Raw genomic sequence first — 25589 nt, forward strand, 5'->3', positions numbered from 1 at the left:
CATTTTAGCGCCTGTCACCACGGACTTTCCTCCGCCTGTTAGTCAACGTCGCGGCAGTTGAAGAACCCGAGATGAAACTGCAGTCGTTGGTACACGCTATAATTAAGTTCAACTGAATCAATGGTCCAGATCTGGGCGGCTCCACGGGTCAACATGGGTCATCAAATTCAATACCCGATGGCGCTGCATTACATTCTGCCTCGCCGCTACTGCAATGGCGTGACCTTGCTCAACCGTTAATGAGGCATCAACTTCAATATGCGCATCTACCACGATCATATCGCCCATTTTGCGGGTGCGTAGATCATGTACGCCTTTGATACCTGGCGTTTGTACTAGCGTCTGGCGGATAGTGGTGACCTCCTCTTCATCCGCGGCACGATCCATCAAGTCATGCAGGGAGTCCCACGTGAACTTCCACCCCATACGTGCAATCATGCCCCCCACGATAAGGGCTGCAATAGGGTCGAGGATGGGATAGCCCGCCAAGTTTCCGGCAATACCGATACCGACCACTAGCGATGAAGCAGCGTCAGAACGCGCGTGCCACGCATTTGCAATTAATAAGCTCGATTTTACTTTTTTGGCGACAGTCAGCATGAAGCGAAACAATAGCTCTTTTGTGATCAGTGCAGCCCCGGCGACCCATAAGGCTGCAACATGCGTCGTTGCGATAGACTCAGGCGTTTCAAGCTTTAGCACGGCAGCCCCAATCATCCCGATTCCCACCCCAAGCAGCAGTATGCCTAGAACCATCGACGCTGCGGTTTCAAATCGCAAATGCCCATAGGGGTGACCTTCGTCGGCGGCGTCCTTGCTCTTGCGGCTTGCGAACAACACAACAAAATCAGCGATCAGGTCTGATAAAGAATGTACCCCATCGGCAACAAGGCCTTGGGATTTCGACAAAATGCCTACCGCGATCTGAGTGAACGAAAGCGCTATGTTCACGACGACGCTTACCCATGTACATCTAGAGGCCGCCGCCGCTCGCTCAGCAGAGCTATACGAATCATCCTCATGATCGTTAGAGAAATCTCTATAGTTCATTGCTTCGTTTTCCGTTTGAAAATGATACTCATCCCGTGACGACGGGGAGTAATGAATTAGGTAATGGAGGGCTTTTGTTTTAATGTTCCATTAAGCCTAAAGCGTGAGAGTAAGTTTGCGCAAGCAAATATCCACGTCTGCGGGTAAAAATAATTCGCCTCGTACATTAAAGAAAGCGCGAGTATTCAGGATGTAAATCTTAATATTTCTCATGCCTTGTTCTATGGGCGCCACCGGCGGCGTTATAACGCGTATTGGACGATGTAAATTTAACCAATATGAGTGGTGCTACATAGTCGTGGGGTTAAAGAGTAAGGGGTTGTCTTAGTTGCGATTAACTAAAGAATCGTGGGCACCCTCGTCTATAGATCGGAATTTCCAGTCTTAAGGTGCGCTTAAGGTTGGGCTGCGAGTTTGGTGTCATGTCCGACCGCACTTGAGGCAAGATCATGAACAATAACGCCCGGTATCATGACCTGACCATCGCGATGCACTGGGCAACGGCCTTGTTCATCGTGCTGGCCATAGGTTCGGTATTGCTCAGAGACACTGTCGAAGACGATGACTGGCAAAGCTTCTTGCTTAACCTGCATCGCTCCATGGGTGTAGCAATACTGTTGTTGGCGATTGTTCGCCTGTTAACCCGCCTGATCGCAAGCTCCAGCAGCGTTAACGCCGGGTTGCCAAAATCCGTTCGCCTTGCCGCTAAAGCAGGTCATGGCGTCCTGTATCTTTTTTTGTTGGCCCTGCCTCTTACCGGATGGTTGCTAACCAGCGCCCAAGGTAAAACTTTAAGTTTTTTCGGGGTGTACGACCTGCCGATGCTCGTTTCTAAAAACCGTGATCTTGCGGACCAATTAGGTGGAATCCACGAAACTGGCGCTTGGATTTTTATCGCTTTAATTGGGATGCACATATCCGCTGCGCTTTGGCACCACTTCTGGCGTAAAGATCAGGTGCTGCGCTCCATGCTTCCCGATTCGTCCCAATGACGCTGCCATCAGCAACAGTGACTGAGAAACTTCATGGAAAATAACGATGGCAACCGTCTACGTGCTGGTTCGCGCCTAGGCGACGGTACATTGCTGCTGCACACCCAATACAAAAGCAGTGATATTAACTATCACAGCACGGGTCGAAACCCATCAGAGAATAACATGGTGCTATTGATGATAAGGGCGGCCCTTTGACGACTACGGGAGGGACGAACATGCGCCATTCGAAAGCTAAAAACCTATGGCCTATGTTAGCGGTAGCTTGGCTAGCCAGTGCGGGGTTGACCCCCGTCGCACGCGCAGCCGATATAAGCGCCGGCGCTGATTCCTACGATGCCCACTGTGCAGATTGTCATAGTCTCGCTAATCCGATGAGAAACAAGAAAGGCCCTGGGCTTTTCGGCGTCATCGGGCGAACGGCGGGCACCGTCCCTGGTTACGCAAAGTATTCCGACGCCTTGAAGACTGCCAATCTTAGATGGACGCCCGACAAGCTCGACGCTTACATCACCAATTCAAAAGCAACGGTGCCTGGTACAACCATGAAGTTCAGGGGCATAAGAGACGCGAAAGAACGCGCCGATTTGTTGGAGTTTCTCTCGACGCAAAAATGATTGGCTAGGCAGCGTCATTGAAAAACCGGCTCTGAGTCGGGAGCAGTTGCCGTTTCGGTAAGTTGTGCTGAGACGGTAACGATCCTTACTCAGCGCACTCGTGGCCTCACAGATTTCGCTTTAAGTCGTAATCGTCAATATCAACCAATTGGTATTTTCAAGCTCGCGCGAAGTCCACCGGCCGCCAGGTTGTCGAGGCTTATTTCACCGCCGATAAGCAGTGCAACTTTCGTCACAATGGCCAGCCCGAGCCCCACGCCCTGATCATTGCCTCGACTGTAGAAGGGTTCAAACAGTCGCTCTTTTTCCATTTCATCGATCCCGGGGCCCTGATCGTCAACAGTCAACCGATAATGATTATCTGAAAAAGACAGGCCCACCGTAACCTGACCGTTTTTAGGCGAAAAGTTAACTGCATTGGTGATGAGGTTGTGCAGGGCGATATCGATGGCCGCAAAATCAACGCGTACTTCGCGTGTTTCACCGACGCATTCATAGGATAGCTCCAGCCCTTTGTTCAGAACCCAGGGTGTCAGCTGGACGAGACTTTCGCGCACTGCATTCACTAGGTCCACGGGCGTTTTGCTGACCGGCGATGGATTTGGCTCCAGGCGGGCGATGGTAAGTAATTGATTGATGAGCCGGGTGGTACGATCGACGCCAATGATCAGGTAGCTTAGCGATTCGCGCCGCTGTTCTTCGTTGCGAGCCTCCAGTACGTTTTGCGCATGAACCCTGAGAATTGCCAATGGAGTGCGCATCTCATGGGCAGCGTCGGCAATCAGTCGCCGTTCACGGTTGAGCAAGTCCTGAATTTGCCCTAGTAACCTGTTCAAGGCGGCCTGCATCGGTTCGAGTTCGCTTGGCAGTGGCGATAGGCGCAGCGGCTGTAACGAGCCCGAGTGTCGCTCCCTGAGGGTGCTGGCAAAGTTGGCCAACGGCTTGAGCCCCCACCCGATTGCGAGCCAGATTGACACGATGAGCAGTAGGCTACCGATTAGATTGAGCCATACCGTGTGACGGACGATGCGGTTGACCAAATCCGAACGAACATCATCCCGTTCTCCTACCCATATTTGCAGCCCTTGTTCTGGATCCTTCAGCACAAAAGCGCGCCACTCATGTTTGTTGATATCAACTATGGCGCTGAAGCCGGTTCCTTCCGGAGGGCCGATAAAGTCGGGCGAACTGGCGGTTTGTACCAGCAAGTTGCCGTCTTTGTCCCATACTCGAAAGGCAATCTTGCTTTCGTAAGGGTGCCCGTTGCCTCTTGGCTCGGCTTGGGCCAGCGCCTGGTTGAATGCCTCATAGAGTTGCTCAAGCTGCGTATGCTCCAAGGGCATGCGCATGACGCCCTCGAGCAGCCGCGCATTTTGCGCCAGTTGAGCATTGTAAATTTCGGCAATTTCGTGGTTGCTATCATGCGCGTTGAAGAGGGTCAGGACCAATAATCCGGCCAGCAGAAGCCCGATGATCAGGGTTAGGGTGCGCTGACGAATCGAGTTCAAGAGCGCTCCTCCACGAGATAGCCGACACCTCTAATGGTACGAATCAGATCGCTTGAGAATTTTTTGCGCAGATGATGGATATGTACTTCGAGAGTGTTACTTTCGGCCTCCTCGCTCCAGCCGTACAACAATTGCATCAACCGTTCGCGAGTCATCACGCGACCCGGTGGCGAGAGCAGCTCGTATAGCAACTGGTATTCTTTGGGCGTTAGTGCGACCGGCTCGTTATTGTAGCTAACCAGTTGTGTGCTGGGGTTAAGGCTTATGCCTGCGTGCTCAATCAGCAACTTCGCCCGGCCAGCACTGCGACGCAATAACGCGCGTAACCTCGCCTTCAGTTCAGAGACGTCGAATGGTTTTACCAGATAATCATCGGCGCCAACGTCCAATCCTGCAATCCGATCTTCGGTAGCTTCGCGTGCAGTGAGAATGAGTACTGGCAGATTCGAGCCGCTATGGCGCAGACGACGCAGCACCTCAAGGCCATCAAGTTTTGGCAGGCCAAGGTCGAGAACTGCCAGATCAAATGTTTCGCTGAGCAGTGCATGCAGAGCGCTACTTCCATCTTTGAGCCAGTCGACGGTATAGCCCTCTCGACTAAGGGCCTGATGGATACCTTCGCCAAGTGCAACGTCGTCTTCGATGAGCAGCAAACGCATGGTATCTCCGTTATTTGAGCTTCTTGTTTACATCGGCTAGCAATAGCGGTCTTCTATTTTGCACCCAGCATCTACCTGCTCATGACCTGAGCGGCACTGCGTCTGGAAACGATCAATGCGTTTCGAGCGTCAGCATAGTGCCCTTGAGTTACCCCAGAAATGAAGCGTGTCGATCTTTCAGGAGTTAAGTCTGAACCTTTGCGCAGATGCTTGTTGCGCTTTGCCGGAACCATCATAGCCAAATGCCCGTTAGGTTCGTAATCCCTGAGTGCGGTCTGGCTGTGTCTTCAGACAGCCTTAAGACTGTGCGCGGATAATACGTTTTACTTTTAACCTACCGAGTCTCACCTATGAAGCAAGCCGCAATTTCATCACGTTATGGAAAGCTATCAATAACGCTGCATTGGTTAATGTTGGCGCTATTCGTAGGCGTTTATGGTTGTATTGAAATCAAAGGCTTACTGCCAAGAGGAGACGCGTTGCGAGGGCTTTTTCTGGGTCTGCACGGGCTTTTTGGGCTGTCGATTTTTGCGTTGGTCTGGATTCGGCTACTGGGGCGGTTGAGCCCTGCGCCAAGCATATCGCCTACGCCGCCTCGGTGGCAGACAAGCGTTGCTCACCTTATGCACCTGGCCCTTTATGCATTGATGATTGCAACCCCAATCCTTGCCTGGCTGATGCTCGCAGCAGCAGGTAAGCCTGTTCCGTATTTCGAATTTTTCCTCCCGGCGCCAGTGGCCGTCGACCCGGCGTTCGCCAAGCAGCTCAAAGGCTGGCATGAACTGCTCGGCAATGCCGGTTACTGGCTGATTGGCTTGCATGCTGCGGCAGGGCTGGCTCATCACTATCTGATAAAAGATGACACGCTCGAACGCATGCTCCCGAGGCGTTAATCCTGACGTGGATTTTCCAAGGCTTTAAGCTGGGCGGCATAGCTTGTTATGGCAGATCTGTGCTGCTCAATGGCCTTTGTAAGGCAGGCTGCACTTTTTGATGGTTGCCATTTCGACCATTCTCGCCACTCATAAGTGTGGCAAAAACGACTTTCAGGACTAGGACAGGTTTCTGTCAGGAGCGCTATCCCCTTGTAATACAAGGGAAAGAAGATGGTGCACCAGGCGGGATTCGAACCCACGACCACTGCCTTCGGAGGGCAGTACTCTATCCAGCTGAGCTACTGGTGCGACGCGGGCGCCATGATACTCATCTGGCTGCCGGGCGTCCATGCTGGCGAGTGTTGTTGTTGATATCGCACGTTACCGGATGTAAGGGTGACGCTTATCCGAAAATTTCGACGTTTTTCGCGTTTTCGTTCTTTTTTTCGAACAGACTATTGTCCTTTACCCCAGTAGACCCTAGGATTCGTTTGAGATTTCAAACGCTTTTGGCTGGATGCTGAAGCGCACGGTCTACACAAGGTGCGCGCTGAGTACTGAGTACGGTGAATGATTTCCTGGCGGCAGCCTTTATATAGGCGCCTTTGAACAATCAAAAAATTCGCTCCGCGTCTGCGCGGCGCTGTTTAGGAGGCCGATATGCAGCTTAAAGATACCCAATTGTTTCGCCAGCAAGCGTTTATCGATGGCGTTTGGCTGGATGCGGACAATGGTCAGACGATCAAAGTGAACAACCCGGCCACTAACGAGATTCTCGGGACTGTGCCGAAGATGGGTGCTGTCGAAACCCGTCGTGCGATTGAAGCGGCCAACAATGCGTTGCCGGCCTGGCGTGGACTGACCGCCAAGGACCGTGCGAACAAGCTGCGTCGTTGGTTCGAATTGATTATTGAAAACCAGGACGACCTCGCTCGCCTGATGACCCTTGAACAGGGCAAGCCGCTGGCCGAAGCCAAAGGCGAAATCGTTTACGCCGCCTCCTTTATCGAATGGTTTGCCGAAGAAGCCAAGCGTGTCTATGGCGACGTGATCCCTGGTCACCAGCCCGACAAGCGCTTGATCGTGATCAAGCAGCCGATTGGTGTGACCGCTGCGATTACCCCGTGGAACTTCCCGGCGGCGATGATCACCCGTAAAGCTGGCCCGGCGTTGGCCGCCGGTTGCACTATGGTTCTCAAGCCGGCTTCACAAACTCCGTTTTCGGCGTTGGCGTTGGCTGAGCTGGCGCACCGTGCTGGCATTCCTAAAGGCGTGTTCAGTGTTGTGACCGGCAGTGCCGGTGACATCGGCGGTGAGCTGACCAGCAATCCGATCGTGCGTAAATTGTCCTTCACCGGCTCCACCGAAGTCGGTCGCCAGTTGATGGCTGAATGCGCCAAGGACATCAAGAAAGTGTCCCTGGAATTGGGCGGCAACGCGCCGTTCATCGTGTTCGACGACGCCGATCTGGATAAGGCCGTCGAAGGCGCCATCATCTCCAAATACCGTAACAACGGCCAGACCTGCGTCTGCGCTAACCGTTTGTACATTCAAGACTCGGTTTACGACGCGTTTGCTGAAAAACTAAAAGTCGCAGTGGCCAAACTCAAGATCGGTAACGGTCTGGAAGACGGCACAACGACTGGTCCGTTGATCGACGAAAAAGCCGTGGCCAAGGTCAAGGAACACATCGCTGACGCCATCAGCAAAGGCGCCACCGTTTTGCTAGGCGGCAACAGCATGGAAGGCAACTTCTTCGAGCCGACCATTTTGGTCAATGTGTCCAAAGATGCGGCGGTGTCCAAAGAAGAAACTTTTGGCCCCTTGGCACCGCTGTTCCGATTCAAAGACGAAGCTGAAGTCATCGCCATGGCCAACGACACTGAGTTTGGTTTGGCGTCGTACTTCTATGCCCGCGACCTTAGCCGCGTGTTCCGTGTATCCGAAGCGTTGGAATACGGCATGGTCGGCGTCAACACCGGGCTGATCTCTAACGAAGTCGCGCCATTTGGCGGGATCAAGGCGTCGGGCCTGGGCCGTGAAGGCTCCAAGTACGGCATCGAAGATTATCTGGAAATCAAATACCTGTGCCTGGGCATCTAATTCTGTCAGCACAGTAGCGTCACGTACTGAACGGGTAGCCGGGAGGATGCAGCAGTCGATCATCGAATGCTGCTGCGCCCTCAAACTGGCTACTTAATCCTTGAACCACGCCGCCCGATGAGCGGTGAATGAGGAAATCATGTCCCAAACTAACGAATCCTTGATGCAACGTCGCAACGCCGCTGTGCCGCGCGGTGTTGGCCAGATCCATCCGATTTTTGCTGCCTCGGCGAAAAACGCCACAGTCACCGACGTTGAAGGACGTGAGTTCATCGACTTTGCTGGCGGTATCGCGGTACTGAACACCGGTCACCTGCACCCGAAAATCATTGCGGCTGTACAGGCACAACTGACCAAGCTGACGCACACCTGCTTTCAGGTTTTGGCTTATGAGCCATACGTAGAGCTGTGTGAGAAAATCAACGCTCTCGTGCCAGGCGATTTCGCGAAGAAAACCCTGCTGGTTACTACCGGTTCCGAAGCGGTAGAAAACGCCGTCAAAATTGCCCGCGCCGCCACCGGCCGCGCCGGTGTGATTGCGTTCACCGGTGCTTACCACGGCCGCACCATGATGACCTTGGGTCTGACCGGTAAAGTCGTGCCGTACTCGGCGGGCATGGGCTTGATGCCAGGCGGCATCTTCCGCGCATTGTTCCCGTGCGCACTGCATGGCGTGACGACTGACGACTCCATCGCCAGCATCGAGCGGATTTTCAAGAACGATGCCGAGCCACGTGACATCGCCGCGATCATCATTGAGCCAGTCCAAGGCGAAGGCGGTTTCTACGTCGCGCCGAAAGACTTTATGCTGCGCCTGCGTGCGCTGTGCGACAAACACGGTATTTTGTTGATCGCTGACGAAGTGCAAACCGGCGCTGGCCGAACCGGCACGTTCTTCGCCATGGAACAAATGGGCGTTGTTGCTGACTTGACCACTTTTGCTAAATCCATCGCTGGCGGTTTCCCACTGGCGGGCGTTTGCGGCAAAGCTGAGTACATGGACTCTATCCTGCCTGGCGGTCTGGGCGGTACTTACGCCGGTAGCCCGGTTGCTTGCGCCGCTGCACTGGCGGTTCTGCAGGTGTTTGAGGAAGAACACTTGCTGGATCGTTGTAAAGCCGTCGGCGAACGCCTGGTGACGGGTTTGAAGGCCATTCAGGCCAAACATCCGGTAATCGGTGAAGTGCGGGCCCTCGGTGCAATGATTGCGCTGGAGTTGTTCGAAGACGGCGACTCACATAAGCCAAACGCTGCGGCTGTTGCTCAAGTCGTCGCCAAAGCCCGCGACAAGGGTTTGATCCTGCTGTCGTGCGGAACATACGGCAATGTGTTGCGTGTTCTAGTGCCGCTCACTGCCGATGATGTGTTGTTGGACAAAGGTTTGGCGATTCTTGAAGAGTGCTTCGCCGAACTCGTGTAAAACGTGTTCGAGTAGACAGAAAAAACCCGCCGCGGCGGGTTTTTTCGTTTCAGACGTTTGCTAAGGCACAGATTCCGTCATCGGAGAGTATTGAATGACCGCTGTAGATTTGCCCGCTGCACCGCGCGTATTGATCGCGGATGCAGACCCCGCGGTGCGTAATGCGTTGATTGAACTGGTCCTGAACGTGCGCGGTGATGCGAGCTTGGAAGTATGCGCAGATGGACCGCGTGCGTTGGAGTGGCTTGACCGTCACCCCGTCAACCTGATCATTGCCGATTGGGATTTACCGGGCACCGATGGTTTGAGTTTGTTGCGCGGAGTACGACAGCAGCAGCAATGGCCGGCTGTCCCTTTCATATTGCTTAGCAACCGCAGCGACAGTGCCAGTGTGCGCGAAGCAGTTCTTCATTCGCCCACGGCTTATCTGACCAAACCCCTGAACCTGAATGGCTTGCGTCAGCGCCTCGAAAGTTTATTGCTGCCCGCAGGTGAGTACATTACCCCCGAAGCTCGCGCGCTCATCCGCGGTATGACCCTGTCTCAATTTCTGGAAAAGCGCCGTGAAATTGCTGACGGCGCGCCGTTGTCGTTGAATGTGCGCGAAGCGGTTTCAAGCAGCCAAAATAAGACGGGTGTTGATCTGATACTGCTGGAAAAAGCGTTACACGTAGATCCGCACGTTACCGCCGTTTTGATTGCTGCCGCCAACGGTGCCGCGCAACACATGGGCAAAGTGTCCCAGACTTTGTTACAGGCTTTGAGGTCGCTGGGCCCAGCAACGAGCGTTAACCTGATTCTTGATTTGGCCACCAAGCAAAACGCTGTGCTAAAGAACGATCTACTGATTGGTTATGCCCGCAGACTATGGTCATCATCGCGGCTCACTGCCCATTACGCACAGTCCTTGGCACGACTGCTGGAGCTGGATCAGGAACGCTGTTATTGCGCGGGGTTACTGCACAACTTGGGTGATCTGACGGTGCTGCGGTGCATGCAGGAGTGGATATCGGCGGGTGGTCAACTCGACGAAGACGCCGTGGAGTTAGCGCTTACGCATTTCAGCGCTGGTTTTGGTTCCGCCCTACGCACTCGCTGGCGCTTGCCTCTGGAGTTGCGAGAGTTGGTTGCGGCGGTTTATCAATTCTCGGCTGGCGTTCAATCGCGCGAAGCCTTGGTGATGGCGGTCGCAGCACAATTGGCACAGTTAGGCCCGGAGGAAGAAGTCGACACCTTGGCTAACAGCAAGGCTGCCCGCCTGCTAAAAGTGGGGGCATCGGAATTAAGTCGGTTGCGCAAAAAGTAAGCGTGTTTAGCAAGCGTGCATGAGTGGGTTACACCAGCACAATTTGATTTTTTCCCTGACGCTTGGCCTGATACATCGCTGCATCAGCTCGGGCGTAAAGAACCTCCAGCCCGGTATCGTTGTCGTCCAGGTTGGTCAGGCCTTGGCTGACGGTGATGCCAAACGCGTGGTCATCGCATTGAAAACTCAAACGCTGAACCTCCCGTTGCAACCGTTCAGCGATTTGCTTGGCCATGTCCGGTGCGCAGCCTGGAAACACCGCGGCAAATTCTTCGCCGCCAATACGCCCGAACAGATCGCCCCGGCGTAGCGCAGATTGCCCGCATTCAGCAATGCGTTGCAGCACTTGATCGCCTTCCTGGTGGCCATAACTGTCATTGACCAACTTGAAGTCATCAATGTCCAGCAACAAGAATGCGAGTGGGCGTCCCAATAAACGTGCTTGTTCGAACTCATGCTGGGCGCAATCGAAGAAATGACGACGGTTGCTGCTTTGAGTCAAAACATCGGTAGTTGCAAGGCGTTGAAGTTCGCCTTCTAGCTGTTTCTTCTCAGTAATGTCTTCAGCGATGCCCACCACTGTCAGGCGATGATCACGCTCCTGACGGTTGATGAAGCATTTGTCGCTCAACCATCGAACCTGACCATCCGAGCGAATGATCCGGTACTCCCGGTCTTCGACAGACCCTTTGTCCAAAACCTCCATTAAACTTCGTTCGGCATAGTCCAAATCGTCCGGATAAATGCTGTCGCGCCATTCGTTGTAGTCGGCCAGCAAGAGGCCTGCCGAGCGACCGAAAATTTGCTCGTACGCAGGGCTGACATAAATCATTTGCTGCGTTTCCCAGTCGAACGCCCACAGCACGGCGTTAACGCTGTCCAGCAGGGAGCTAAATAGTTGTTCGCGCTCACTTAAGCGCGCAACTTCAGCCTGAGCATGCATTAACGCAAGCAATGTTTCGGCTGCCGCCGGTAGACCGATAGGTAAGGGGCTAGCCGTAAGGAGTATTGGGTTATCCATGGGCACGGCATCTCGCAAAGACGTGCGGCGCTTAGCCACAACTAAACCCACTGAATAGCGAGTTGAGGTTGAGATTGATTGTAGGAGACGAAGTTCCAGAAGGCGCGCGCTCGATTAGAGCGCGCCGATCAACGGTGTCAGACAGAGGGGCGTAGCGAGTAAGTCTTTAATTGATTGGCAAAATCACGCAGGGACTGGATGCCACTGGCTTCGGCTTCATGCACCCAATCTTTGATTGCAGCCAGCATGTCATGCCCGTTAGTGCTGGTTTTAAGCCATATCTGTTGCAGCGCCAGACGTTTTTCGTAAATCACTTTCAGCGCGTGGCTATGCTCCAGCATTGACTGAATGTGCAAGTGATGTTTCTCGTCGAGCAAGCTGGTCTCGCGTGATAGCAGCCGCTTGGCGCGATGGAACTGATGACGTACCGACGCATCCGCTTTGGCTAGTTCTTGCGCAACCAGCGGGCCAATGACCAATTTGCGGTATTGGGCCATGATCTGAAAGCGATTGTTCAGAATTGCCATCGCAGTGTCCATGTCCAGCGAGCCTTTACCTTCTACCCGGTGGGCGATAGGCGCGATGCGCTGAACCTTGGCCAAATGCAGAAGGCTAAACAGTTTGATCCAGGCATAGCCGATGTCGAATTCCCATTTCTTGACCGACAGCTTGGCGGAGTTGGGGTAGGTGTGATGGTTGTTGTGCAGTTCTTCGCCGCCGATCAAAATGCCCCACGGCACCAAATTGGTCGCTGCATCACGGCATTCGAAGTTCCGATAGCCCACCGCATGCCCCAGCCCATTGACCACGCCAGCCGCCCAGAAGGGAATCCACATCATCTGGATTGCCCACACGGTGATGCCGATCACGCCGAACAGCGCCACATCGATCACCGCCATAAGAGTGATGCCCAAAACGGGAAAGCGTGTGTAAAGATTGCGTTCAACCCAATCATCGGGACAATTTTTGCCGTAGATGCGTAATGTTTCCGGATTTTGAGCCTCCGCGCGGTACAGCTCTGCACCTTTACGCAGCACGGTGGATAAGCCTAGGATCACCGGACTGTGGGGATCATCGACGGTTTCACATTTGGCGTGATGTTTGCGGTGAATAGCAGTCCACTCGCGCGTATTCTGTGCTGTGCTTAACCATAGCCAGAAGCGAAAAAAATGTTTGAGGCCTGCGTTGAGTTCCAGCGCACGGTGGGCGGAGTAGCGATGGAGATAGACCGTGACGCCAATAATGGTCACATGGGTCATGATTAAAGTGACTGCGACCAGTTGCCAAACCGATAGGTCAAGTAGACCGTTGTTCCACATAGCCTTGGTAGCCCTCAAATAGCGCCTGATAAAGGTAGAAACAGCAACGCGCATTATCACCAAGCCACCAGATAAAACCAGTCGCCCTTTTAGATAAGAGTCGCAGAATGTTTCTACTCTATAATCCGCGCCTTTCGTGAGGATTTTCGTATATTTATGTCACTTTCGTCCCGGGACGCTTTACGCACGGCCCTTTTCTACACATTGCTGTCGATTTTGTGGCTTGAGCTCAGCACGCTTGTACTCCCAGTGCTTATCGAAGATCCCGTTGGATTGCTTCGTTGGCAGCTAATCAATGGGTGCGGGTGGATGGTTTTCAGCGCTGCTTTCGTCTTTTTTGCTCGCGCCCGTTTGCTGAGCATCATGGGTGTGGGCGCTCGCTTGGGTCAGCAGCAAAAAGATCAGGAACGCCTACGCCAAGCCGCCGTGGTGTTCGACAGCACCAGTGAAGGGGTGCTGGTCAGTGACAGTGACGGTTTGATCGTCCATGTGAACCGCGCCTTCATGGAAATTACCGGGTATCAGGAGTCGGAAGTGCTCGGCTTAAACCCGAATAAATTCAAGTCTGGGCGCCATGATCTGGCGTTTTACCAAACCATGTTCAAGGCGCTGCATGACACGGGCCAATGGAGTGGAGAGATCTGGAATCGGCGTAAAAGCGGTGAGGTTTACCCGCAATGGCAGAACATTCGCAGCATCAAAAATGACAGCGGCGTCATTACACATTACGTCGCGGTGTTTTCCGACATCTCTGCGATCAAACGCTCGCAAAGTGAATTTATGCACCTTGCGCACCATGATCCGCTGACCGATCTGCCAAATCGTCTGTTGTTTACTGATCGCACCCGTCAGGCCTTGGCGCATGCCCAGGCCCAAAAGCGTGGCTGCGCCCTATTGTTGATAGACTTGGATCACTTCAAAAATATCAATGACAGCTTGGGTCATAACGTTGGCGATCAAGTACTAAAAATCGTGGCGCAGCGGCTTCATGCCTTATTCGACAGGGGTATGACCTTGGCCAGGCTCGGTGGCGATGAGTTTGCCGTACTGGCTGAGAATTGCCAGCAAGTCATGCAGGCCGCAGACCTGGCTCAGAAAATCGTTGATGGTTTAAAAGAACCCTTCATGGTTGACCATCATCAGCTATTTGTCAGCGCGAGTATCGGCATCAGCCTGTTCCCCAACGATGCGCTGAATGCTGAGCAGTTGTTGCGCAATGCCGACTCGGCGCTGTTCAAGGCCAAAAACAACGGTCGCGAAGGGTATGCGCTGTATACCGAAGAACTGACAGCTCACGCCCAGCAAAGGGTCGAACTCGCTGGTGAGCTGCGCCGCGCCATCGAGCAAGAAGAGCTTCGAGTTTTTTATCAACCGGTACACGATCTTTATAGTGGTCGCATGCTTGGAGTCGAAGCGCTGGTGCGTTGGCAGCATCCCGAACGCGGTCTGGTGTCACCTGGTGAGTTCATTCCAATTGCCGAACAAAGCGGCCTGATTGCAGATATCGACGCCTGGGTTCTAAAAGCCGCGTGTCGACAGATGCGTGAATGGCGAGAATCTGGATTCGATCTCGAATTTGTCGCGGTAAACGTTTCCAGTCGCGTGTTTAGTCACAGTGATCTATACCAGCAAGTGGCACGGGTATTGAGCGAGACTGGACTTGATCCAGCGTGTCTGGAACTGGAAGTTACTGAAAGTGCGGTCATGGAAGACCCTGAAATGGCGCTCGAACAGCTGCACCGCCTTCGTGAATTAGGCTTGCGACTCGCAATAGACGATTTTGGTACGGGCTACTCGTCGCTTTTACGCCTCAAGAGTATGCCGGTACATAAACTCAAGATTGATCAAGGGTTTGTGGCCGGGCTTCCTCATGACGAAGATGATGCCGCCATTGTTCGAATCGTTATCGCGTTGGCGCGGGCGCTAGGCATGAAGGTGCTGGCTGAGGGCATAGAAAGACCTGAGCAAGCTAGTTTCCTGTTGGAAAATCACTGTGAGCTTGGTCAAGGCTATCTATTCGGTCGCCCACAGCCGCCGGAAGTTTTGTACAGCACGTTGCTACAACTGCCCCGCTAGTGCGCCGATTCAAGATTTAGAGCTGCGCAAAGCGCTCTACGTTGCCTACTGCTTACCTGAGCATCAAATGTAAAAACTTCAATACCTTCAAGAGATTTTGTTTGTCACTTCCTTGGTGATTCCAACCGGTTACACCTTGGCGAAGACAATCACGTATTGTTCCGCCCTCATGCAGTGGCGCTTTTCCGTCATGAGCTGGAAGACCACCATGCGGCAAAGGTACGCGACATTCGGCCATTGGGCTCGACCACGCGCGTGACGTTAGAGGTCGAAGGTCAGAGCGAATTGATCGAAGCCGAAGTGGTTAAAGACCATGACAGCCTCACGGGCCTGGCGCGCGGCGAAACGTTGTTTTTCAAACCTAAGGTCTGACAGAAGCTGACCGACAGTTAATTGATCTGAGCGGTTGTTAGCAATACACGGTAAATAAGGGAGATGGCATGAATGGAGCGTTATGGCGAGGCCGGCTACTGAGCAATTATTGGTTCAGTAATTTGCCCGCAGCTTTACAAGATGGCGTGCTCGACGCGGCAAAGCAGCGTCGCTTGACACCCGGCAGGCTGTTGTTCCGGCGTGGTGATCCGCCGTGTGGTCTGTATGCAGTACTAGAAGGCGCAGTTCGGGTCGGCGATGACCAAGAGCACATAAAGCCGACCGTGGCTTCGTCAACAGACCTGCCTTTCTGGTTCGGCGAGGTGTCGTTGTTTGATGGCTTGCCGCGTACTCACGACGTGTATTCCCATGCGCAGAGTATTGTTTTGCATATACCTCAAACGGATCTAGAGCGACTGCTGGGAAAAAATCCCTCGTATCGGCGTCAGTTCGCATCATTGTTGGAGCAGAAGGTAAGGATGCCTGAAGCGCAACTGGAACAGCACCACCGTCTGCCAACTGTAGCCCGCGTGGCTTTTTTTCTGCTACTGATCAGCCAGGGTTATGGCTCGCTCAATGGGTCGCCCTGGTTTATCCGGCTGCCATCGACGCAGTTGGCGCGCTGGTTAGCCCTTTCAAAACCGACGCTGGTTAGTGTTCTTCACGATTTGCAGGCGCGGGGCGTGGTGAAACTAAGTTCTGATGACATCGAAGTCCTGGATTTTAATAAACTGCGTGCGGCAGCTAGTTAATCGGCTTAGCCTATTAGCACGATTAATGAGGTGCGCCATGCGTTTGCTGTTAGTTGAAAACGATGCCAATACGGCCAATCTTCTGGCCAAAGGATTGGGCGAGTCCGGGTTTGTGGTGGATGTCGCGCATAACGGGTTGTCAGGTCGCCACTTTGTCGAAGAGCACACCTACGATCTGGTCATCTTGGATGTCATGTTGCCAGGTCTTAATGGCTGGCAATTGCTGCAACTGATCCGTCAGCGAGGCACCACGCCGGTGTTGTTCCTTACTGCTCGCGACGCCATCGAAGACCGGCTGCGCGGTTTGGAACTGGGCGCAGATGATTATTTGCTAAAGCCGTTCACCTTCGAAGAGCTGTTAGTGCGAGTGCGTACATTGTTGCGACGGGGTCCTACCGGCACTGCCGACAATTACGCCATCGCCGACTTAGAGATCGACGTACAGCGGCAGAGGGTTAGTCGCGGCGGGCAGCGGATCTCCCTGAGTGATCAAGAATTTGAACTGCTGCAGTTGCTGGCAAGCCGTCAAGGCGACGTGATCTCTCGCTCACTGATTGCTTCGCAAGTGTTCAATAACGACAGTCAAAAGGTCGAAATCGCAATACACCGGCTACGTTCGAAAATCGACGAACGCTACGTACCAAAACTGATCCATACCATGGGTGGTGTGGGGTATCAGTTGGCGGTGCTGAACGGTTGAAAACCCTCTGTGGCGCAGAAACGCGACCCCGCAGGCGCCAACTTGGCGATGGGCGCGCGACGCGGTTTATCTGAAGTACCGCGTCTTTCGGGAAGCTTTCTGCCACGCCGCCTCTATTACACAGGGTATTTGATTTACCTGCCCAGGCCGTCGCGAAACTGGCTCGGTGTCTGTCCGGTCCAGCGTTTGAAGGCGCGACTGAAACTGCTGGTGTCAGCAAAACCCAGCAGGTAGGCGATTTCGCTCATTGATATGCGCGGCTCACGCATGTGCTGGATCGCAAGATTCTGTCGACACTGATTCAACAGCAAATCATAGCGAAAGCCTTCGTCGGCCAAATGTCGTTGCAAGCTGCGCAAGCTTAGGTGCAAGGTTTGCGCGATGTACTCGGCAGACGGTTCACCGTCGGGTAATTGTGCTTCTATCGCAGCGCGAACCCGACGTTCCCAAGTCATCGGTTTGAGTTGTTCAAGGGTGCGCTTGAGCACCGCTTCATTGTGCTCGGCCAATTCCGGGTTGCCATCTTCCAACCGACTGTCGAAGTCGATAGACGAAAACTCCAGAAGGTTTTCTTTAGCGGAAAACATGATTGGAGCGCGAAAAACATCGTGCCAGGGCTGTGGGTCCAACGGTTCGGGCCGCTGAAGGTGCACTGCCAGCGGAACGTAGTCACGGCCCAACCGGTTGCGACAAGTGCGCACATATATCGCCGCAAAGGCATCAATCGCCTCATTGGCGGGCTCAGGGTTACCTTTGGCAGCGCTGAAGCGAAACTCATATCGCTCAGCGTTCCGACGCAGGTCCAGCGCCAGCACATCGCTAACCACCTCGTGATAACGCACGATACGCGCGAACACTTCCTGCAGCGTGCCGCTGGCTACCAACGCATAGCCCAGCGCATGAAACGTAGTTGGGCTGACGAACCGCGATACCCGCAAGCCAATCGCTGGGTCGCCGCTGGCTTGAACGGCTAACTGCCATAGACGGGTAGTTCCGGTCACCGGGTAACGCGCATTTGGGTCATCCATCAGCTGCGGATCCAGCCCGGCGGTTTGGCACAGCGCCACGCTGTCGAGGCCAAGAGCGTCGAGTTGCTTGCGCAGGGCGCGAGTCCAGCTGGCGAGCGTCGTGGTTTCAGTCATAACAATTGGCGCGTGCGGTCAATAGGTTGGCGTTTGCGGTCGGGCGAGGTCTCGCCCATGGGTGCACTGTGTGATCCATCGGTAATCCCTTCGATAACGCTAGCTCAATAACCAGAGGATGGAAGCATGCAGGGTACTTCTGCAAGTCCCGACAGACTGAATGCACAACAGCGATCAGCGCATATTCGCGCGGCAGTGATGGCCCGTGGCGACCAATTGCGCCAACGCTACCCGATCCTCAAACACCAGGACGCCATCGGTGTCGGCATTTTGACCTTTGCCCTGAGCGGCATGCTCGCAAGCGCAGCCCTCTATATCGCGGGATACATGGCGTGGTGGGTGTGTTTGCTGCTAAACGCCTTTCTCGCCTCGCTGACCCATGAGTTGGAACACGATCTGATTCACAGCATGTATTTTCGCAAACAGCGCATCCCGCACAACCTGATGTTGGCGCTGGTCTGGATGGCACGCCCGAGCACCATTAACCCGTGGATCAGACGCCACCTGCACCTCAACCACCACAAGGTATCCGGCACCGAAACCGACATGGAAGAGCGCGCCATCACCAACGGTGAGCCTTGGGGTTTTGCGCGGCTGCTGATGGTGGGCGATAACGTCATGTCGTCGCTGATTCGCATGCTCCGGGCGAAAACCTGGTCGCATAAGTTCTCGATCCTCAAGCGCACGCTACGCGTTTACGCGCCGTTGGCCCTGCTGAATTGGGGCACCTGGTACGTGTTCCTCGGGTTCCATGCGGCCAATGGCATCGCTCACGTATTCGGCGCGCCCGTTGATTGGTCGGCTAATACGCTGGCGGCGATGCATGTGGTCGATATTGCTGTGGTGGTACTGGTCGGCCCCAACGTGTTGCGCACGTTTTGCCTGCACTTCGTCAGTTCCAACATGCATTACTACGGCGACGTGGAGCTGGGCAACGTCATGCAGCAATGCCAAGTGCTCAATTCGAAATGGATGTGGCCGTTGCAGGCGTTCTGCTTCAACTTCGGCAGCACCCACGGCATTCACCATTTTGTCGTAAAAGAACCGTTTTACATCCGCCAGATGACCAGCCCGGTTGCGCATAAAGTCATGGCTGAAATGGGCGTGCGGTTTAATGATTTTGGTACGTTCAGCCGGGCGAATCGGTTTGTTCGGGTGAAAGAAACTTCAACTGACTCGGTGACAGCAGCGCAAGCCTGATCGGGAGTAAGAGGGCGGGCGGTAGTCTTTTTGTCACAGAGTGTGGATAGGATCTGATAAAGGTTTTGTGGGCTGCTTCTTAGACAGGGAGCGGCCCTTTTTTATTCTGCGGTTTTGACTCCTCTCTTCCTGGCAATTGCCTGTTTCCGCCGGCCATACGCCGAAATTAAGCGCATTTGAAATGCTTATTCCGCAATTTCGGAAATTTCCCGCAAATAAACGCGCCTCAGCCTACATACCTCCGACCACTGCTTGACCAACCATGCTCGTCGACACCTTCCGAAACAGAAAGGACAGCCGATGGCGAGCTTGCAGCATCTCCAAACAAACCCTATCCCACCGACTAAAGCGCAATGGCTGACGACCTGCGCGTTGAGCGCAATGATGCTGCAAGCGTGCAGCCAATCATTACCCGACCGCCTCGGCGCGCCCATCGAGGGCTACAGCCACACCTCGGCGGCCTCAATTACTTCATGGTCAACGGCAATGGCGGTCCGAACATCGGGCCTTACGGCGGGGGCGGCAGCCAGAACTGCTGCGTGACCCTGCCGCGGCAATGGCACCCCGGCCTGACCGTGGTGGTGGAGTGGGAGAAAGATCCGACGCCCCACGCCTATGCAGACTGGCCTGAGCCTCGATTCTCCGATGCGTGGCATGTTCGGATGAAAAAAGAAAAGACCAACAACACCCGCCACCGCGCCGTCGTGGAGGTGGCGCCGTATGAAGTGCTGGGCGTCGTTGACGTCCATTTTTTGCCTTGCGATCAAGTCGCCGTCTCGGCGGTCGCGGCCACGCCTGGCCATGCCAAGTATCCCTTCAGCTACCCATCCAAAATGGAAGAACCTGCCGTATGTCCAGCACCTTGAATTCAGCTTCGCAACGCCCCGCGTCGGCGTCTTTAACACCGACGCCGCCCTTCAAAAAAGAAGGCCTGTTACCTCGCAACCACTTAGACGTCGGGCTCAATTACCGCACGCAAATCCGGCCCGAGATTCTGGCAGGCTATGCCGCTGAAAAAGCCGCCAAAGCAGAGGGCCGCACCTACCCTGGGCCGCCGTGCATGAAAGCATTGAATATCAGCCTGTGTTTCGACGGCACCAACAACCACGAACCTTCGGACAAACTTGCCCAGCCACCCACCACCACCAATGTGGCGCGGCTTTACCATGCCAGTCTCGGCGACAGTGCGAACGGCGCTGAAAGCCGAGCGAACAGGCTGGGCTTTTATCGGTATTACATGCAAGGCGTGGGCACCGAGTTCAAGGAAATCGGCGAATTTGAACCGGATGAAAACGGGCTAAAGACGGCGATAGGCGGTGAAAACCGGATCAACTGGGGCATCACTCGGCTCTTGGATGCCGTTGGCAGAGCTGTGGGGATGAACGTTTGCAATCTCCAGACGCTTACGCCTTGGTTAAACAAATGGGCACCTCGGTCACCGAAGACATGCTTGGCGCCTCACTGCTCAAGGATGGATTCATCCGACGCCAGCAAGCCCTGCAAGCACCGTTGCTGGCCCTGCAAAAAAAGGTCGACTACGTGCATGCGCGCAAGACCGTCCCGCGCATCATCGGCATGCGCCTGTGGATCTATGGTTTCTCTCGGGGCGCTGCCGAGGCCCGGGCGTTCGCCAACTGGCTGGAGGCACTGACCAAGGTCGAGGTGGAGGGCGAAACCTGTTACCTGTTCGCCGGAATCCCCATCAGCATTGGCTTCATGGGGCTGTTCGATACCGTGGCCTCGGTGGGCGTGGCCTACGTGGCCCCGTTTGCCGCCGGGCACATGGGCTGGGCCGATGACTCCATGCGTTTGCCGGAGTCGGAGAAGTTTCTGGAGCGCTGCGTGCATTTGGTCGCGGCTCATGAGCAGCGCGGCTGCTTTCCACTGGATTCAATTCGGCGCAAGGACAATCCTGACGATCCGAACGGCGCGTCAACCTACCGTAAGGGAACGTTTGAATACCTGTACCCCGGCGTCCACTCGGATGTGGGCGGTGGTTATGCGCCGGGTGAACAGGGGAAGGCGGTAGCGGGAGGCAAGGATGTGCTGTCGCAAATTCCGCTACATCATATGTATGCGGAAGCCTACGCGCTTGGCGCGCCTTTGCAGGCGCCGCCGTTTGTTCTCAGCCCTGAACAGAAAGAAGACTGGCCTTGGCTGGAGATGTCAGAGAAGGCTTTCAGAACCTTCGACGTCTCCGAAACCCTAACCCACCGCTTCAACACCTGGCTCTCTTTCCACAAAACCGGCCCCCTCAAAGAAGCCATGGAAAGCGAACTGGAAATGCTCACTGCCTGGCGGATCAATCGCTATGCCAGTTACAGGTTCAAGCACACCGCCGCTTACCAGCATTTTCAGGGCAAGGACATGACCCCTCCGGAGCGCGGTGCATTCAAAGCCCTGCACCAACGACAATTCGCCGAAGAAAAAGCCATCCATGAGGGCCGGCCATTGCGCGAGTTGTCAGGTACGACGTTGGCAACCCATGAGGAACACCTGGCGATCAAACTGGCCTATGAACAACGTATCGGTGCTGAAAAGCCGACGACGTTCAACATGCGCAAAGCCTTCGAACCCAGCCTTGACCAAGCGCAAATGGACAACGCCATGGACGAGTTTCGCCGTGACTACGTGCCCTCTTTTTGGGGGCTGTCGTGGGACGCCGATACCGTTAGCCTTGCCACCCTCGCCCACGTCACCCTGGGCGGCTGGGTGTACTTGACCAACGAAGAGGACGAAGCCGAGGAATACATTCGAATGCGCCGAAAGGCCAATATCGTCTTCAACAAGCTCTACGCCCCCCGCAGTTTTGAAATCCTCAGCGATAGAGCGCAGACCCTGACCGATTTTTTCGACGAGCAGGTCCACGACTCCCGCGCCTGGTTCATGAACGCCGCCCTGGGCGAGCGCGAGTTATTCACCGATTACTTCCGCTACCGCTGCATTTTCTTCGACAACGAGTCGAGCAAGGCCCTGTCACCTCTGGTGTCCACTGAGCAAGTGATCGGCGTCGCTGTCGCGGTCGCCAGCATTGGCCTGAGCATCAAGCGTCATGACCCCCGTTATCTGGTGGGGTTGTTGGCACCGTCGTTTGGGATTCCGGTGTTTCGAGGCAAAGTCGGCCTGCCGGGCATCAGCGCCTTCGACACCCTGACCGGCATGGCCCTGCCCATGCTGAGCAACCTCGACAACCTCCGCGCCTTCGGCAAAGACACCGGCGACGTACTGAAACTGGTTAACGCCTTGCCGATTCCGCCCACCCTCAGCGAAGAAACCGCCACCACGCCAGAGCTTAAAGCCCTGCTCAACGCCCACAAAACGGCGAAGGTCGCAAAAATGGCCAAAGACTTGTTTGACAGTCTTCCCGCCGAAGAGAAAACCAGTTGGTTGGACCAAATCAAAGGCGTCGCAGCCGAGTAAATCCCGAGCCACTGTAGGAGGGGCCGCCACGTCTTCGACGCTGTGCTGTCGCGCAGAAAACGCCCGGTCTCTGGTCGAATCGCAGTCTTTGGTAGTACCTACAGTGGGTTATTCTTTTACGATCTTAATAAATAGTTTTTTATTCCTAAACGAATATATCCCCCGTCTCTATACTTTGCCCTTGAACGCAACGTGCAGGAGATGCCCCATGCGCAACGAATCGATCCGCTATCTGATAGTGCCGGGCTGGCAAGGTTCGCCAGACGATCACTGGCAGACGCATTGGCAGCACAGCTTACCCAACAGTGCGCGGGTGGAGCAGGCCGACTGGCTTAAACCGCGCCTTGAAGACTGGGTGGATGAGTTGCAGTGTGCAATTACCGCTGACAGTACGCCGGTGATTCTGATTGCTCACAGCTTGGGTTGCATCACCGTTGCGCATTGGGCTGCGTTGGCGTCCCGGCAATCGCTGCAACAGGTGCGCGGTGCCTTACTGGTCGCACCGGCCGATGTCGAGCGGCCGACGTGCGCGCCCGCGCTACGTAACTTCGCGCCGATTCCTACTCAGCTACTGCCGTTTCCCACTCAGGTGGTCACTTCGAACAACGACTCGGCGGTTAGCACCGAGCGCGCCCTGACGCTGGCGCTTAATTGGGGGGCTGAGGTGGGCGTTCTTAGTGGGGCAGGGCACATCAATGTGAAGTCTGGGCACCGACGCTGGGAGCAGGGATTCGCCTATTTATACCGCCTGCAAAATCGAATCGAATTGCACACGCTTCGCCGCGCTTGAATCTAAATTTCTCGTCGGGCCGTTTGGCCCTGCTGTTTACTTTTAACGCTTGAGCCGCCGTAAGGGCTCAGGCGGGAGTTCGCCATGAGCCTTCACGAAACTTTCGGCCAGCCATTGCTGACCTTTCCCGATGCAGAAAAAAGCCCGCTGAGCATTCGTGCCAAAGCCTTGGTCTTTGTCGACCCACGCTCACGTCAATTGCGCGAAGAGCTGGAAAGTCTGGCTCCCCGAAGTTTGCCCGTATTGATCCGGGGCGAGACCGGCAGCGGCAAGGAACTGCTGGCCCGGCATATTCACCGTGGCAGTGATCGGGCGGGGCTCTTTGTTTCGGTGAATTGTGGCGCCATTAGCCCCAGTTACGCCGATGCCGAACTATTCGGTTATACCGCCAGCGCACACAGCGGCACAGTCAGCAGCCGCGCGGGTTGGTTTGGCTCGGCCAATGGCGGAACTTTATACCTGGATGAAATTGGCGACCTCCCGTTGCCAATTCAGACCAAGCTCTTGGCCGCGCTGGAAAACCATGAAGTGACTCGCGTCGGCGCCCAGCAACCGAGCCCGGTGGACGTGCGTTTGGTAGCGGCCACCAGTATCGATCTGGCGCAGGCGGTGGCAGTCGGGAAATTCAATGAACGACTTTTCCACTATTTGAGTGAAGGCAGTCTTGAGCTGCCTGCTTTGCGCGAGCGGGTGGGGGATATTTTGTCGTTGGCCGAATACTTTCTGGGTATCTACAGCCAGCGCCTGAACCTACCCGTGCCGTTGATCAGTGAAGCTGCCCAGCAGGTGCTTGAACTGCATAGTTGGCCCGGCAACACTCGTGAGCTTGAAAATGTCATTCACTTTGCACTGTTAGTAAGCAGCGGCGACGAGGTACTTCCTGAGCACCTCAACTTACCGGACGCTATAGGCCCGGTTAGCCAGATCAGAAGGCGAGCTGAGCGATTATTTGCCAGCGCAGAGGGCAGCCAACTGGCTGAATTAAAACAATTACTCGCTGAGCTAACCAAGCGTGTCACTTAGCGGCGAAGATAATGGCGTTTAGCTGTCATTCGCACTAAATAGCATAACGATCATAGTAAAAATTATTGTCATGGAATAACAAATATCGGTAATGTCCGCTCCACGCCGCCGGTCTTTAGTCGTGAAGCCAGACCGGTGGCAAATCTATCTAAACGCTGTCAACGTTGACGGCTGCGATTTTCGCTAAGGACTCTGCATGAAAAAGACGTTGTTATTGACCGCTTTGGCGGCTGCATTTTCGATTGGCTTGGCCCACGCCGGTGAAAAACTGGTTGTCGGCGCAACAGCCGTTCCCCATGCCGAGATTCTTGAGTTGATCAAGCCTCAGCTGGCCAAAGAAGGTGTGGACCTGGAAATTAAGGTTTTCAGCGACTATGTTCAGCCGAACGTACAAGTATTCGAAAAACGTCTAGACGCTAACTACTTCGAAACCAAGCCTTACCTGGACGGCTTCAACACCGGCAAGAAAGCTAACTTGGTGACGGTAATCGGCGTTCACGTTGAACCCTTCGGCGGTTACTCGAAAAAATTCAAAAGCTTGGCTGACCTGCCAGACGGCGCCACCGTTGCTATCCCGAACGAAGGCAGCAACGCTGGTCGCGCCCTGCTGCTGCTGCAGAAAGCTGGCTTGATCACCCTGAAAGATCCAACCAACGCCTTGGCAACGCCGAAAGACATCGCGACCAACCCCAAGCACCTGAAATTCCGCGAGCTGGAATCGGCCTTGCTGCCACGCGCGCTGGATCAAGTTGATCTGGACATGATCAACACCAACTACGCGTTGGAAGCAAAACTGAACCCTAAAAAGGATGCACTGATTCTTGAAGGCGCCGATTCGCCTTACGTGAACTTCCTGGTGGCTCGCCCTGATAACCAGAACAGCGTCGCGATTCAGAAATTGGCCAAAGCGCTGACCAGCCCTGAAGTCAAAGCGTTCATTGCCAAGAAGTACGACGGCGCGGTACTACCGGCGTTCTGATACAGATTCAAGCAATACTGTTTTTACGCCGACGGCTTACACAGCGTCGGCGTTTTTGTTCGAATCAGTAGGAGCGAACTTGTTCGCCAAGCGGCTTACCTGAATTACCAAGTGGCGTCTTTAGCTAACAAGTTGGTCCCTAAAAAAAATACCGTGTTTACGGTTGAGTTGCGCACTGACGAATGGGCACCGTCTTTCAGTTGCTAGCGCTTCCAGTGCTATTGATATGCACTTAAAGTATTTAAATTAAGTTTTTTATAGCTAT

Annotated in this window: 21 protein-coding genes, 1 tRNA gene and 1 pseudogene; 16 read left to right on the forward strand and 7 right to left on the reverse strand. The window is 54.5% G+C overall.

What is annotated here, in order from left to right; translation table 11 throughout:
- Positions 1-117 precede the first annotated feature (117 nt).
- Complete coding sequence (locus QN378_RS10405) at positions 118-1050, reverse strand: cation diffusion facilitator family transporter (RefSeq protein ID WP_322205882.1); 933 nt, start codon at positions 1048-1050, stop codon at positions 118-120.
- A gap of 449 nt (positions 1051-1499) precedes the next feature.
- Here QN378_RS10405 and QN378_RS10410 point away from each other — a divergent pair, with 449 nt between their 5' ends.
- Positions 1500-2042 carry a cytochrome b gene (locus QN378_RS10410; protein WP_322205881.1) on the forward strand — a complete coding sequence of 181 codons (543 nt, stop codon included), beginning with the start codon at positions 1500-1502 and terminating at the stop codon, positions 2040-2042.
- A gap of 218 nt (positions 2043-2260) precedes the next feature.
- A complete protein-coding gene (locus QN378_RS10415) occupies positions 2261-2659 on the forward strand; it encodes a c-type cytochrome (protein ID WP_322205880.1) in 399 nt (132 codons plus the stop codon).
- 140 nt (positions 2660-2799) lie between these two features.
- Here the strand turns inward: QN378_RS10415 and QN378_RS10420 are convergent, their stop codons facing one another.
- Both QN378_RS10420 and QN378_RS10425 read right to left on the reverse strand, forming a co-directional pair.
- On the reverse strand, positions 2800-4167 hold the full coding sequence (locus QN378_RS10420) for an ATP-binding protein (RefSeq protein WP_322205879.1): 1368 nt from the start codon (positions 4165-4167) through the stop codon (positions 2800-2802).
- Positions 4164-4826: a response regulator gene (locus QN378_RS10425; RefSeq protein WP_322205878.1), complete on the reverse strand. Its 663-nt coding sequence runs from the start codon at positions 4824-4826 to the stop codon at positions 4164-4166. The genes QN378_RS10420 and QN378_RS10425 overlap by 4 nt, the downstream gene beginning before the upstream one ends.
- Before the next feature lie 350 nt (positions 4827-5176).
- On the opposite strand from QN378_RS10425, the gene QN378_RS10430 reads away from it, so the two are divergent.
- Positions 5177-5719, forward strand: coding sequence for a cytochrome b (locus QN378_RS10430; protein WP_322205877.1), 543 nt, complete (start codon positions 5177-5179; stop codon positions 5717-5719).
- A 214-nt stretch (positions 5720-5933) separates the two neighbouring features.
- Here the strand turns inward: QN378_RS10430 and QN378_RS10435 are convergent.
- Positions 5934-6010, reverse strand: a tRNA-Arg gene (locus QN378_RS10435).
- Between the two features lie 351 nt (positions 6011-6361).
- On the opposite strand from QN378_RS10435, the gene gabD reads away from it, so the two are divergent.
- From gabD to QN378_RS10450, 3 genes are all read left to right on the forward strand, one after another.
- Positions 6362-7804 (forward strand): NADP-dependent succinate-semialdehyde dehydrogenase, encoded by a 1443-nt coding sequence (gabD, locus tag QN378_RS10440; protein ID WP_322205866.1) that lies wholly within the window; start codon positions 6362-6364, stop codon positions 7802-7804.
- A gap of 139 nt (positions 7805-7943) precedes the next feature.
- Complete coding sequence (gene gabT / locus QN378_RS10445; RefSeq protein WP_322205865.1) at positions 7944-9224, forward strand: 4-aminobutyrate--2-oxoglutarate transaminase; 1281 nt, start codon at positions 7944-7946, stop codon at positions 9222-9224.
- 94 nt (positions 9225-9318) lie between these two features.
- On the forward strand, positions 9319-10530 hold the full coding sequence (locus tag QN378_RS10450) for an HDOD domain-containing protein (RefSeq protein ID WP_322205864.1): 1212 nt from the start codon (positions 9319-9321) through the stop codon (positions 10528-10530).
- 28 nt (positions 10531-10558) lie between these two features.
- On the opposite strand, the gene QN378_RS10455 is transcribed toward QN378_RS10450, so the two are convergent.
- Complete coding sequence (locus tag QN378_RS10455) at positions 10559-11551, reverse strand: sensor domain-containing diguanylate cyclase (RefSeq protein ID WP_322205863.1); 993 nt, start codon at positions 11549-11551, stop codon at positions 10559-10561.
- A gap of 137 nt (positions 11552-11688) precedes the next feature.
- Positions 11689-12870, reverse strand: coding sequence for a delta-9 fatty acid desaturase DesA (desA, locus tag QN378_RS10460; protein ID WP_322206964.1), 1182 nt, complete (start codon positions 12868-12870; stop codon positions 11689-11691).
- A 156-nt stretch (positions 12871-13026) separates the two neighbouring features.
- Here desA and dibA point away from each other — a divergent pair, with 156 nt between their 5' ends.
- The 4 genes and pseudogenes from dibA (at position 13027) to QN378_RS10480 (ending at position 16770) form a co-directional block, all read left to right on the forward strand.
- The gene (gene dibA, locus QN378_RS10465; RefSeq protein ID WP_322205862.1) at positions 13027-14946 is read left to right on the forward strand and encodes a phosphodiesterase DibA; all 1920 of its coding nucleotides are present in this window, start codon (positions 13027-13029) and stop codon (positions 14944-14946) included.
- An 84-nt stretch (positions 14947-15030) separates the two neighbouring features.
- Positions 15031-15318: pseudogene (locus QN378_RS10470) on the forward strand (TOBE-like domain-containing protein); the annotation flags it as partial.
- 68 nt (positions 15319-15386) lie between these two features.
- Complete coding sequence (locus QN378_RS10475; RefSeq protein ID WP_322205861.1) at positions 15387-16070, forward strand: Crp/Fnr family transcriptional regulator; 684 nt, start codon at positions 15387-15389, stop codon at positions 16068-16070.
- A gap of 37 nt (positions 16071-16107) precedes the next feature.
- The gene (locus QN378_RS10480) at positions 16108-16770 is read left to right on the forward strand and encodes a response regulator (RefSeq protein ID WP_322205860.1); all 663 of its coding nucleotides are present in this window, start codon (positions 16108-16110) and stop codon (positions 16768-16770) included.
- Positions 16771-16904: 134 nt separating this feature from the next.
- Here the strand turns inward: QN378_RS10480 and QN378_RS10485 are convergent, their stop codons facing one another.
- Positions 16905-17912 (reverse strand): AraC family transcriptional regulator, encoded by a 1008-nt coding sequence (locus QN378_RS10485; protein WP_322205859.1) that lies wholly within the window; start codon positions 17910-17912, stop codon positions 16905-16907.
- 126 nt (positions 17913-18038) lie between these two features.
- Between QN378_RS10485 and QN378_RS10490 the strand changes: the two genes are divergently transcribed.
- The 6 genes from QN378_RS10490 to QN378_RS10515 all read left to right on the forward strand — a co-directional run bounded on the left by QN378_RS10490 (position 18039) and on the right by QN378_RS10515 (position 25324).
- Positions 18039-19112: a fatty acid desaturase gene (locus tag QN378_RS10490; protein WP_322205858.1), complete on the forward strand. Its 1074-nt coding sequence runs from the start codon at positions 18039-18041 to the stop codon at positions 19110-19112.
- Positions 19113-19465: 353 nt separating this feature from the next.
- Entirely contained in the window at positions 19466-19978 is a 513-nt protein-coding gene (locus QN378_RS10495) for a DUF3304 domain-containing protein (RefSeq protein ID WP_322205857.1), read from the forward strand.
- Positions 19979-20498: 520 nt separating this feature from the next.
- Positions 20499-22532: a DUF2235 domain-containing protein gene (locus QN378_RS10500; RefSeq protein WP_323549454.1), complete on the forward strand. Its 2034-nt coding sequence runs from the start codon at positions 20499-20501 to the stop codon at positions 22530-22532.
- Between the two features lie 208 nt (positions 22533-22740).
- Positions 22741-23322 (forward strand): alpha/beta hydrolase, encoded by a 582-nt coding sequence (locus tag QN378_RS10505; RefSeq protein ID WP_323549453.1) that lies wholly within the window; start codon positions 22741-22743, stop codon positions 23320-23322.
- An 84-nt stretch (positions 23323-23406) separates the two neighbouring features.
- The gene (locus tag QN378_RS10510) at positions 23407-24345 is read left to right on the forward strand and encodes a sigma 54-interacting transcriptional regulator (RefSeq protein ID WP_323549452.1); all 939 of its coding nucleotides are present in this window, start codon (positions 23407-23409) and stop codon (positions 24343-24345) included.
- 196 nt (positions 24346-24541) lie between these two features.
- On the forward strand, positions 24542-25324 hold the full coding sequence (locus QN378_RS10515) for a MetQ/NlpA family ABC transporter substrate-binding protein (RefSeq protein ID WP_322205853.1): 783 nt from the start codon (positions 24542-24544) through the stop codon (positions 25322-25324).
- Positions 25325-25589: the final 265 nt, after the last annotated feature.

The sequence above is a fragment of the Pseudomonas sp. 10S5 genome (genome assembly GCF_035019745.1).
Classification (GTDB): Bacteria; Pseudomonadota; Gammaproteobacteria; order Pseudomonadales; family Pseudomonadaceae; genus Aquipseudomonas.